Genomic DNA, 11601 nt, shown 5'->3' with positions numbered 1-11601 from the left:
TTCCCAGGCTGTCCCTGCTGCGGGCCGCATGTACTCTGTTTCGTCCCTTTTCCGCAGACTGTTCTCTTTCCACAGTCAGCCAAATCCCTACAAAAAGTCACTGAGATACCAGCGTTTTAAGCTCCCCTCCTGAAACACATACTCCGGCGTCTTAAGGGGATAGGAAAGCTCCGAGGCATAATACCACGGATCGTCCATATGAAGGGGATTGTTAAGAATGTGGAAATCCTGGGCGGGCATATATCCCTGGGCCAGAAGGAAACAGATGTCCCCATCCCCGTTCACAGCCACATCCGCCACCATGACGCAGTGCCCCGGACTTCCCCCTTTTATGAACATGTCACCGGCCTTTATCAGGCTTATATCAATGGCCGTACACTCATTGTCCAGGGAAAGGGTGCCTGCGTACATCATCACATACTTCATGTAGAGCAGGAATGTCTCATAAGAATCATCATAAGAAGCCTTCTTAACCCACGACACCTGGTTTCCGTCCACTGACAGGCGGTTCCCTTCTCTCCAGGAGGGATAATCCATCAAAAATCCGTTGGTAAGGTGAAATGCAATCTCATCACCGGCCCCATGGGCCCACAAGTACTCTCCGTACATACGCATGAGGCTGTCCGCGCACTGCTGCAAGTCACTGTCAAATACAGGCAGAGCAAATACCGCTTGATGGGCTGTCTGGTTTCCCTTTTCACTGCCGTCGTACAGCATCACCGGGCTCCCGTCCGGCTTAAGGGGATAGGACCTGATATAGTCCTGGAAGCTTCCCTCCCCGGCATCTGTTCTCTGAAATCCTGACGGTACGGGAATACGCTCTGAAAGAACGGCTCCTGAGGGATTCACGGCAATTCCCGTTCCCTCCGGCTCCGGCGAAGCTGTCTGCGTCACCCTCTGTACATCCCTTCCCTCCAGTCCGGCCACAGCCTGCTGCTGTTCCTCCGCCGTCTGTTCATCTGCCTGCCCCGGACTGCATCCCCACAGGAAAGCAGCCAGAAATACCATACCCGCAGCCCCCCTAATCCATTTAACCATATATTTTTCTCCTCCCTGTCACCTGTCCACAACCACCTTGTCGCTCTTTATGGTCTCCCTTTTATCCCTGCCGTCAGGAACAAACCGGAACACCACAAATTCCACATCCTCCTCCGACTCATTGGCAAAGGTGTGAACCGAGCTTCCCACACGGACAATCTCCTGCTCACGGACCTTCCTCGTCCTCTCCGCCCCGTCCTCCAGCCAGCGGCAGGTCAGCACCCCCTTTGTTATGAGAAGGCACTCATCTATACGGGTATGATAATGCCATTCCTGAACACTCCCCGGTGTAATCCGGTTCAGGTGAATTTCGGATTCCTCAAAGATATGGTAGCTCACATGGGTTCCATTGGGCTTCTGTACGGTTATGGCATCCTCCATGCCAGAAAAACTGATTGGTCTCATATGCCGGCGCCCTCCTTTTACTCAACAGTTTACAGCCTTCCGGCACATGCGTCAATCCTTTGTGCGCTCCCTGTTTAAGAGCGCGCTGTACTCATGCTCCCAACAATGGTATAATGAGCTTACCGCAACACAAAAAAATGAAAGAACAGGGGAATTAATCATGGAAATCATTCAGGTAAAAAAGGACAAAAAGAAGTATCTGGACCTGCTCCTGCTGGCAGACGAACAGGAGGATATGGTGGACCGCTACCTGGAGCGGGGCGATATGTTTGTGCTGACAGACGGCACAGTCCGGGCGGAATGCGTGGTGACAAAAGAAGGTCCCGGCATATATGAGCTTAAAAATATAGCGACAGCCCCCCAGTTCCATAGACAGGGATACGGCCGCCGCCTGATTGAATATGTTTTTACCTATTATCCGGATTTAAGGACCCTTTATGTGGGAACCGGGGACAGCCCTCTCTCCCTGGGCTTTTACCATGCCTGCGGTTTTATAGATTCCCACCGGGTGGAGCGCTTTTTTACCGACAATTACGACCATCCCATCATTGAGGACGGAATCCAGCTGGTGGACATGGTCTATCTGAAACGGGAACGGGACATGGCATAACTGCCGCAAAAGGAGCGGGACCAGGCCGTTTTGCCTCCCGGCTAAACCTGGCTTCCAAACTCCTTCAGCCACTTTCTCCGGGCCTTGTAATCCGGCAGGATCCGCTCCACCTCAGCCCAGAACCGTTGGGAATGGTTCATCTCTTTTCTGTGGGCCAGCTCATGAACCACCACATAATCCAGTATTTCCGGCGGCATGAGCACCAGCTTCCAGTGGAAGTTCAGATTCCCCTGGGCGCTGCAGCTGCCCCAACGGGTCTTGGCGGCCCGCACGGCAATGCGGTTGTAATCCACTGCCATGCGCTTTGCGAAATAGGCGCACCGGTTCTCCAGCTGCATCTTAGCCTTCTTTCGGTAAAGCTTCTCCAGCTCAGGGTCCTTCTCATAGTCTTTGACCGGCCTTGACTGCTCCTGCCTGCGCCGCTCCATAATCATGAACCATTTCTGCACAATCCATTCCTGGCGCTCCTTTATAAAGTCCATCACGTACTGGTTTGGAATGCGCTCCGGCACTCTGGCATACACATGGCCGTCTGCCTTGATTTCCAGTCCTATGGTACGCCGTCTGGAGTAGACCACCTCTACGGGAATGACACCCTCCTGTTCCCTATGGCGCCAGCTAATCTCCACCTTCTGTATCATGTAACGCTCCTTGTTATCCTACAGAACATCAGAAAAATGGGGACGGAGACGCTTGAACATCTTAAGTCCCAGCAAAAGCACCACCGCGGTAAAGCCCCAGTAATAAAGGGTCAGTGTGGGCCGTTCCCAGAACCAGTTTCCTGTTAGCATGGTATCCCTGTACCCGGCCACCACATAATAAAAAGGATTCAGCTTGAACAGCACTTCCACCCATTTTCCCGCTCCGGTAAACATGGATTCGTGGTACATGATGGGAGTCATCCAGATACCGAACTGGAGGCAGATACTCACGATCTGCGCCATATCCTTAAAGAACACATTAACCGCGCTGGTAAAAAATCCGATTCCCAGGGCCAGCAGAGAGGCAGCCAGGGAATAATACACCAGCTGGAACCATATGACAGAGGGCATCCTGCCTATAATCAGATACATCCCAAACATGATGACCACAAAAAAGGCATGGACCAGCAGACAGGATATAAGCTTGATAATGGGCAGTATTTCCACCTTGAACACCACCTTCTTCACCAGATAATTATACTCCTGGAGACAGTTGGTAATGCTGTTGACGGATTCACTGAAAAAGAACCATGGCACAATGCCCGGCACCAGCCACTCCACATAAGTGAACCCTTCAATGGGAGGCGGGGATTTAAAGCCCATTCCGAATACGACCGCATAGATGCTGACTGTCACGATAGGCTGTATGAACATCCACACCACCCCAAAGTAAGAGCCCACAAAGCGTTTCCGGAAATCAGCCTTGCCCAAATCCCATATAAGCTTCCGTTTTCCTATAATCTCTTTCATCAGAGAAAGCACATAATTCATATAAGTAAATTCCTTTTCATCAGAACTTGAAGGTATCCCTGAGGCCGCTCCACTTTCTGTCCTTATCCGATATAATCAGCTGCATGTCCGGTTCTATGGGCCAGTCCACCCCGATTTCAGGGTCGCTCCACAGCAGGCCGCCCTCGTCTCCCGGATGGTAGAAGTCCGTGCACTTATAAGCGAATTCCGCTTCATCGGACAGCACCAGGAATCCATGGGCAAATCCTTCGGGTATATAAAACTGCTTCTTATTCTCTGCGGAAAGAATGACGCCAAACCATTTTCCGTAGGTTTCGGAATCAGAACGCAGATCCACCGCCACATCGTAGACAGTACCTCTCACCACCCTTACCAGCTTGCCCTGGGGATACTGCTTCTGGAAATGCAGCCCTCTCAGTACGCCCTTGACGGACATGGACTGGTTGTCCTGTACGAACACCATGCCGAGACCTGCTTCCTTAAAATCATTCTGATTGTAGGTCTCCATAAAATAGCCTCTCTCATCCTTAAAAACTGCAGGTTCAATCACATACAGCCCCTTGATGTCGCAGGGGGTCACTTTAATCTTTCCCATAAATCCATTCGCTCCTTTTTTATTGTCAAACACGTCTGACCGGCCCGCAGCCGTTTGACAGACGTTATCCACATCCATCTGGCAATTCTATCACTTTATCCACTGACTGGCAAGTCCTTATGCACTTGCGGACCGCAATTTGGGACAGCTTTGTCACACCCTCAGGCATACCAGGCTGAACAGGCGCAGCACCACGTAGATATCCATGGCGGCCATGGCAAACAGCAGTCCCCTGTCATCCCAGTCCGTCCGCACCACCTTGTCATTTTTAAGGCTGAGAAGGAACATGGGGAGAAGCGGAAGCAGATATCTTCCCTGTACACCGTTTATGACATTGGAGCTCACCGGCGTCCAGGCCAGCAGCATGGAGAACATCAGCGCTCCCAGGCATACCAGGCAGAGAAACCATATCCACAGACGGCCCTTCCATTGGATAAAAATGCTCTCTCCTGGTTTTCTGAGCGCCAGCATCACCAATATGGCTGTCAGACCCAGTATGACCGCATAAGGGGTGTTGAGCACTGCATCCATATTCCCCAGCGCTCCTCCAATCATACCGGAGTAGAGCTGTTCCCCCTGCCAGGCCAGGGTATTGTAACACATCTTAAGCACCAGCAAGGGACTGTGAAGCAGCTGTCCGAAGGTGTAGCCTGTTTCCCCGGCCCAGGCTACATATCCCTGGTCAGCCTGGGTGTACAGCGACACCGTCCTGTGGTTTACCACTGCCATGGCCGCGGCAAATGCTCCCAGTACGGAAGCAGCCGACAGGCTCCATTTTCCCCAGCCTCCGAACTTCCTCACCGGTATCAGGAGACAGAAACCGGCTATGACGCCGTACACCATTTTGCAGGGCCCCATGACAGCCATCACAAGGGCCAGTACAGCCACATCCCTAACCTCCACGCGCTCAGCTTTATAGGCCAAATCAAGGCATACCGCTGAAAAGTATCCGCTGAGGGCTATAATCATCACATCATAAGAAAAGGAGGCCGCCAGATGGAGGGTCATGGGAAGCAGGGCTGCTCCTGCTGCCACCTCCTTGCCAAAGGGCATCCTTCGTATAGTGAGACATCCCATGGCAGTAAAAAACATAAGGTTGAACAGGCGTCCCAGAAATAACAGACCCAGACCGCCCAGTCCCAGCATCCTTGCCAGGGCAATGCCCATGGCCTGGGGAACATAGGCCAGGGGCGTGGTCCGTACCGGCATCTGGTATGACATGACTGTGCCCTCCTCACCAGTGCCGCCAAGGCCCCTCTCCTTTATGGTCCTGTATGTGCCCTCCTCCAGCTTCTGTCCCAGTACAACCGCTGTTTTTCCGCCGTTTTCCACAGCTTCATAATCCATAACTCCCGTCAGGTCCTCGATGAATACATCCTGGGCCCTTATGAATACCCGCTCGTCCTCCGCCCGGGCCGTCCTGCCCATCAGGCGGCTTGAAAGCTGGTAGGCGCTGATATAATGGCTCACCTCGTCCGGTGCTGACAGGGGAGGAAGGACCACCATATACATCAGGCCGATTCCCATGGCTGCTGCGGGAAATATCCGCGCCAGGCCATAGTCCCGCCTTACCAGGAACAAATATCCCACTGCCGCCAGTACCAGAACCGCAAAGACCATCAGCCCGCCGTACCATCCGTAGAGGAAGCGGTCCCCTGTTTCAAGGACACCGGCCCTGACATCCGTCATATGCCACAGTCCAAGGGCAAGAACGCTGAAAGAGCCTATCAGCCAGACACAGCGGGAATGTCCGCTCAGCATCCTCCCCGACCCGGCATCGTGCCTGATTCCCGGTCTGCCGCTCTCCTGTTTCCTCCCCGCTTTCTTACCTGCCATCTGTTTCCTCCCCGGCCATTTTCTTTGTACTCATGACCTCCCTGCTGTCCTTTCCGGCTGACTCCTCCTTTTCCAGGAACCGCTGTATCTTAAGCTCCAGTTCCTCCCTGTCCTTCTGGTCCAGTGCAATGCGCTGCACCAGCTCCTTTTGCCTGCTTTCCATCTGGGACATCTGGAGTGTCATTCCAAATACCTTTACAATCAGCAGAAAAATCATGAACAGGAAGAGAAAATTAGGCGTGGAATAAATTCCCAGCAAGTGGGCGCAGGCATCCGCCACAGCCGGAAACAGTGAGAACACCACCAGAATCAGGGCCATGATAACCCAGAACAGCGCCGCCTCAATCTGTACCTTAGCCTGCCGAATCTTCCGCATCATAAAAGCCATAGTCAATATAGAGACTATAACCAGAATCACTCTGAATATCACTGTCATCATAGGATGAATCCCCTGCCTTCTTTTGTTATTTCCAATACTCCTTATTCATACTGCACGCTGCCGCCAGCTTCACAGGAAGGAAACGGTAACACCTGCCCAGACGGTAGCCCGCGTATTTGAATCCGCTCTTTACAATCAGTCCGGGCACCAGCCATGGGCGGCGGTGGGTCACAAGGTAACGGGCTGTCTGTCTGACCAGACGTATTCCCTCGCCCTCCGAGTGAATGCCTGCGAACACCTCCGGATGGTCTGCCTGGGATACGGCCAGGTCGAAATTGCGATGGAACTGGGCCGCGCACCCATAATTGTGGGAATGAATGACTCTGGCCTCCGCCACATACGCGATGGCATAATCGTCCTGGAGCACTGCCTTCCCCGCAAATATCATATCCTCGTTGAATATGGTCTTTTGAATAAAACCGCCCTGGAACCAGAACTTCTCCCTGTCATAGGCGCAGCATACATTGGAGGCAAAAAAGGTCTTGATGCCCATTCTTCCCAGGTCCTCCTTGGTCTTTATACAGCTGTCCTCCGGATAATTAAAGGAACGGGTAAATCGCTCTGCCATGGCGCAGTCCTTATCCGGCAGCTGCCTGGCATAGGCCATGATGACCGACTCACCGCCGGGTCCCCTCTTGTCAAAGGCAGCCGCCAGATGCTCAATCAGTCTTTCATCGGCCGGAACCGCGTCGTCTGTCATGAATACCATGATATCCGCCCTGCTGCAGCGGGCCCCCCTGTTTCTGGTGGCTCCATGGTCAAATTCCTCCTTGGACAGATGATGCACTTCCAGATTGCCGATACCCTCAAAGCCCTTATCATTCCAGTAGGCCTTCTCTGTATTCATGACAATGATTTTGCCTATGGGATAGGTCTGCATGGAAAGCATCTTTAAAAGCCTGGAGAACTTTTTTCCGGGCTTGTAGGTGGGTATGATTACATCCACCCGCAGCACGCGCTTTCTCTCCCGGCCATCCGCTATCTCAGTATTACGTGTTACTTCCTCCATTACCGGCATTCTCCTTTTTCTCACTCTGATAGGCGCCCGCCGTATACAGGCCGAAACCTATCACTAATCCTATCATAAGCAGCAGATAGCAGCCTGCCGCCCCATTGATTCCAAATTTTGATACCAGAAAGCCGGATGATACCGCAGCCGCTGCCGCGGCTGCCAGATACACGGTAAATATGGCCTTCTGCCTGCGCATGATCACAAGGGCATAGTACATCAGGTTGGCCAGGGCATAGAACCCTCCTCCCAGAACTATGATGATGAAAGCCCCGTAATAGCTGACCAGCCTTCCTTCATAGCCGCTCCCAAGAATCATCTCCATCACGGACAGCACCCATTTTCCCAAAACAGCAGTGGCCCCCACTGCCAGTACCGTTAGTCCCAGGATAATGGCGCCGATGCGCATGAGCTCCTTCTTAAAGCAGTCATAGTCCCTTCCGGTCCACAAGTCTGTAAGCCTGGTCAGAAAGGGCCTGATTACAAAATTAGCTACCATATAAATAACAGAGGTAGGCATAAAAATCAAGTTAAAGTATCCCGACGCAGCGTCATTCATCCTGGCGTCAATGGCATACTTGGCAGCTGAGAACACATAAAAGTCCAGAAAAGCCGATATAAACAGGAATAAGGTACTTTTAAACAGCCTTCCCGTCTTTCTTTCCCCCTTGTTCCAGTCCACCGACGGAAGGGCATGGATAACATCCAGGTTAAACAAAGCGATTCCGGCTGCCTGGGCAGCCACCGCGGCCAGACAGGAGAACAAAAGGTGTTCAAACGCCGCCAGCGTCACCAGAAATACGCTGACTGAAAAAAGAGTACGGAAAAAGTTGGATTTTCCCGTAAGATACAGGCTTCCCTGGCGTTGGAACTCCGACTCATATACATCAGCATACCCATCTATTACCTTGTATATGACAAGCAGAATGAGAATCATGCATTTGTCCGCCGGGTAACGCCCCACACCGTGCATAAAGGTGAGGAACACAGCCCCTGCCGCCAGGGCCATAATACATGTTATGTTCCTGTGCTCCAGATAATCCCCGAAGGAATACTCACCTGTTCCGTCCGTAATCTGGAAGGGACGGATACCAAAATAAGCTACAATGAACATCTGCTGTCCCAGAGTGGAAAATCCGAAGGAAAAGATGCCTCCCTGTCCGTCTCCCACCACCCGTATGACCAGAAAAGACAGAACCATGCTGGCCAATGCATAGACAAAACTCCCTGCAATATTCCAGACCACGTTCTGCCGCCCGATATCCGTTCCTTTATATAATAAATGTTTCGTCAGATTCTTCATATATTCTCCAAGCTCCGGAGGATAGCCGGAAAGCAATTTTCAAACGCCCCTAGCGTTTCCTGAAATTCTGAATCATAAGAATGGAAATCAGCATCCTGGCCATATAGTGGACGGCTGTCAGCGGTTTCAAATAGCTCTCCCCCTCCGTCCTTTCGTCAATGGTCACCTGCAGCTCCGCTACCCTGGCACCCTGTTTGATCAGAAAAGAAACTGTATCCGGCTCCGGTCCGTAATTCAGGTTAAGGGCAAATTCCTCTATCATCTTCCGGTTGAACATGCGCATGCCCGAGGTTGGATCCGTCACCCTGGTGCCGGTGGTAAGCCGGATGGCGCTGCCTATGACTCTGCTCCCAATCATCCTGGCCGACCATCCCTTTTTCTCCGTCACGAACCGGGAGCCGATGACAATGTCATACCCTTCCTCCATCTTCTGTCTCATGGCCTCAATGTACTCCGGCCTGTGCTGTCCGTCTCCGTCAAACTGGATGGCGTAGCGGTACCCCTTCCTGTAGGCGTATTTCATACCGGCCTGGAAGCATCCGGCCAATCCCAGATTCACCGGCAGGTCCAGAAGGTTATATCCCTTTTCCCTGCAGATTTTGGCGGTGCAGTCCCTGGAACCGTCGTTCACCACCACATAATCCAGCTGGGGAAAACCCCTGACCAGGTCCTCCACCACCCTCTCTATGTTCTTTTCCTCATTAAAAGCCGGTATCACCAGCAGTACCTTATCCATGTTCGTCTCCTACATCCCCCTGATGATGCCGCAGATACGGTCCACATCCTCCAGCTCCAGATCTGCATAGCACGGAAGCGTCAGCACACGGTCAGCCACATAGGCTGCCACCGGCGTATCCTTGGAGGAAAATCTGCCCTTGTAACACTGGAAATCATTAATCAGGGGATAAAAATATTTTCTCGGGTATATTCTGTGCCCTGCCAGGCAGTCATATACCTGATCCCGGTCAGCTTTAAAGTCCTCAAACAGCACAGGGAAGTAGGCATAATTGGGCGTAAGCCCTTCCCTGAAGGAAGGCAGCCTGATACCCGGCACGCCTGCCAGGCCGGACAGATAACGTTCCACCACCAGCCTGCGCCTGTCTATCTCCTGGTCCAGATGATGCAGGTTGCACAGTCCCATGGCTGCCTGGAATTCATTCATCTTGGCATTCCCGCCTACCCATACCACATGCTCCTGGTCCACAATCCCAAAATTCTTAAGACAATTCAGACGGTGCTCCATCCAGTCCTCCCGGAAGGTAACCGCTCCCCCTTCAATGGAGTTAAACACCTTGGTGGCATGAAAGCTGAAAATACTGGCGTCTCCGAACTCGGCCACGCTTTTTCCCTTATACCGCTCCCCAAAGGTATGGGCCGCATCGTATATCACCCGCAGCCCGTGTTTCCTGGCTATGGCCTCAATCCGCTCCACATCACACAGGTTCCCATACACATGGACCGGCATAATGGCCGAGGTCTTTTCCGTAATCAGGGCCTCGATCTTTTCCGGGTCCATGGTGTAATCCTCGGGACGGATGTCGCAGAATACCGGAGTCAGGTTATTGCGCACAATCGCATGGGTGGTGGACGCAAAGCTGAAGGGGGTGGTAATCACCTCGCCCGTCAGCTCCAGGGCCTGGATGGCCATTTCCAGGGCCATGTGCCCGTTTACAAACAGCACCATGTTCCGGATTCCCATGTACTCCTTAAGCTCCTTTTCCAGCTGTTTATGGAAATCCCCCATATTCGTCAGCCAGGCGCTGTCCCATATGGGTTTTATCATCTCTATATATTCTTCGTAAGAAGGAAGGGAGGACCGGGTGACCAGTATCTCCTTCTCTTTATCTTCCTGTCCGTTCATACGTCATTTTGTCCTTTCTGCAGGCCTCCCTGTATCTCAAAGCCTGCCTCCGCACTCCGCTGCGCCTCTCACTGCCTGCCTTCACGCACCGCTGCGCCTCTCAAAGCCTGCCTTCACGCGCCGCCGCACATCTCTATGCCGATGCCCCGCGCCGTCCTACCACCGCATCCTGCACACCACGGTCAGAAACCACACCTCTGCCAGGACGAGTCCCAATACAGCCCTTGCCGCTGCCATGCCTGCGGGGCCGGTTCCCAGATATTCCTTATAGTAGTACAGCTTGCTCCTGTGAAGCAGCCTCTGCTTATCCACGATCCGTTTAAAGCTTTTGTCAATGCTGACAGAGTGGGCATGGACATAGGACTCATCCGTAACCAGCACGGTCTTAAGCCCCATTTTCCTGAACTTCTGTCCCAGCACCTTTTCTTCATAATACAAAAAGATGTGTTTGTCAAATACTTCTTTTATTTCCCCCGGCGTGAGAATGCCTGTCTTTAACATAAAAAAGGACCCGGGAACCGCATCCACCAGGCGGCAGTCCTCATCCCCCGCATATGCGAGCCTGTAGGAAGGCGTATTCAGCATGGCCTTAAACAGCCGCCTGGTAACCAGTCCTGTATCCAGCAGATCCTTCCACAGAGGAAGGAGGGTCCAGTAAGAAAACAGTTCTCCCCCCATCGGGTCCTTCACCCTGGCCGAGGCAGCCACCGCGCCCTGTGTCTTGTCCAGTGCATCCTTTACCCGCCGGATACAGCGGGGGGTCACATGAATGTCCGGGTTGGCAATGATTACATAGTCTGCCTCCAGACAGCTTACGGCGTAATTGATTCCCTCCTGGTTTCCCATACCGTAGCCGCCGTTTTGCTCCAGCCTGAGCGCGTGGACCTTGCCGCTGCCATTCAGTGTCTGCAGGCGCTTCCATGAATCATCGGATGAGTGATTGTCCACCACCACCACGGAGTCCAGACATTCATAATCCTTAACCTCATCCACCAATGACAGGGTGGTGTAAGAGTCATTATAGTTCAATATAATCATGCTTATCTTATCCATA

Annotated in this window: 13 protein-coding genes; 1 reads left to right on the top strand and 12 read right to left on the bottom strand. The window is 52.5% G+C overall.

Annotated features, from left to right (window positions below):
- Positions 1-87: 87 nt before the first annotated feature.
- Together CGC65_RS03585 and CGC65_RS03580 are read right to left on the bottom strand one after the other, a co-directional pair.
- Positions 88-1038 carry a DUF4846 domain-containing protein gene (locus CGC65_RS03585; protein WP_002568298.1) on the bottom strand — a complete coding sequence of 317 codons (951 nt, stop codon included), beginning with the start codon at positions 1036-1038 and terminating at the stop codon, positions 88-90.
- A gap of 18 nt (positions 1039-1056) precedes the next feature.
- Complete coding sequence (locus CGC65_RS03580; RefSeq protein WP_002568299.1) at positions 1057-1443, bottom strand: cupin domain-containing protein; 387 nt, start codon at positions 1441-1443, stop codon at positions 1057-1059.
- A 160-nt stretch (positions 1444-1603) separates the two neighbouring features.
- On the opposite strand from CGC65_RS03580, the gene CGC65_RS03575 reads away from it, so the two are divergent.
- A complete protein-coding gene (locus tag CGC65_RS03575; protein ID WP_002568300.1) occupies positions 1604-2053 on the top strand; it encodes a GNAT family N-acetyltransferase in 450 nt (149 codons plus the stop codon).
- 41 nt (positions 2054-2094) lie between these two features.
- Here the strand turns inward: CGC65_RS03575 and CGC65_RS03570 are convergent, their stop codons facing one another.
- The 10 genes from CGC65_RS03570 to CGC65_RS03525 all read right to left on the bottom strand — a co-directional run bounded on the left by CGC65_RS03570 (position 2095) and on the right by CGC65_RS03525 (position 11600).
- On the bottom strand, positions 2095-2694 hold the full coding sequence (locus CGC65_RS03570) for a M48 family metallopeptidase (protein WP_002568301.1): 600 nt from the start codon (positions 2692-2694) through the stop codon (positions 2095-2097).
- 18 nt (positions 2695-2712) lie between these two features.
- A complete protein-coding gene (locus CGC65_RS03565; RefSeq protein WP_002568302.1) occupies positions 2713-3525 on the bottom strand; it encodes an ABC transporter permease in 813 nt (270 codons plus the stop codon).
- Positions 3526-3544: 19 nt separating this feature from the next.
- A complete protein-coding gene (gene rfbC / locus CGC65_RS03560) occupies positions 3545-4099 on the bottom strand; it encodes a dTDP-4-dehydrorhamnose 3,5-epimerase (RefSeq protein WP_002568303.1) in 555 nt (184 codons plus the stop codon).
- A gap of 153 nt (positions 4100-4252) precedes the next feature.
- Entirely contained in the window at positions 4253-5935 is a 1683-nt protein-coding gene (locus CGC65_RS03555; RefSeq protein ID WP_002568304.1) for a DUF2142 domain-containing protein, read from the bottom strand.
- Positions 5925-6374: a DUF2304 domain-containing protein gene (locus CGC65_RS03550; protein ID WP_002568305.1), complete on the bottom strand. Its 450-nt coding sequence runs from the start codon at positions 6372-6374 to the stop codon at positions 5925-5927. Before CGC65_RS03550 ends, CGC65_RS03555 begins: the two co-directional genes overlap by 11 nt.
- 25 nt (positions 6375-6399) lie before the next feature.
- On the bottom strand, positions 6400-7383 hold the full coding sequence (locus CGC65_RS03545; RefSeq protein ID WP_002568306.1) for a glycosyltransferase: 984 nt from the start codon (positions 7381-7383) through the stop codon (positions 6400-6402).
- Complete coding sequence (locus tag CGC65_RS03540) at positions 7364-8686, bottom strand: lipopolysaccharide biosynthesis protein (RefSeq protein WP_002568307.1); 1323 nt, start codon at positions 8684-8686, stop codon at positions 7364-7366. The genes CGC65_RS03545 and CGC65_RS03540 overlap by 20 nt, the downstream gene beginning before the upstream one ends.
- Before the next feature lie 49 nt (positions 8687-8735).
- Positions 8736-9422, bottom strand: a complete 687-nt coding sequence (locus tag CGC65_RS03535) for a glycosyltransferase family 2 protein (protein WP_002568308.1) — start codon at positions 9420-9422, stop codon at positions 8736-8738.
- A 9-nt stretch (positions 9423-9431) separates the two neighbouring features.
- Positions 9432-10547 (bottom strand): DegT/DnrJ/EryC1/StrS family aminotransferase, encoded by a 1116-nt coding sequence (locus CGC65_RS03530; protein ID WP_002568309.1) that lies wholly within the window; start codon positions 10545-10547, stop codon positions 9432-9434.
- A gap of 156 nt (positions 10548-10703) precedes the next feature.
- Positions 10704-11600 (bottom strand): glycosyltransferase family 2 protein, encoded by an 897-nt coding sequence (locus tag CGC65_RS03525; protein WP_002568310.1) that lies wholly within the window; start codon positions 11598-11600, stop codon positions 10704-10706.
- Position 11601 lies beyond the last annotated feature (1 nt).

Origin of the sequence: Enterocloster bolteae (genome assembly GCF_002234575.2) — a bacterium.
Taxonomy (GTDB): domain Bacteria; phylum Bacillota; class Clostridia; order Lachnospirales; family Lachnospiraceae; genus Enterocloster; species Enterocloster bolteae.
This window is presented reverse-complemented; position numbering and strand designations above follow the sequence as displayed.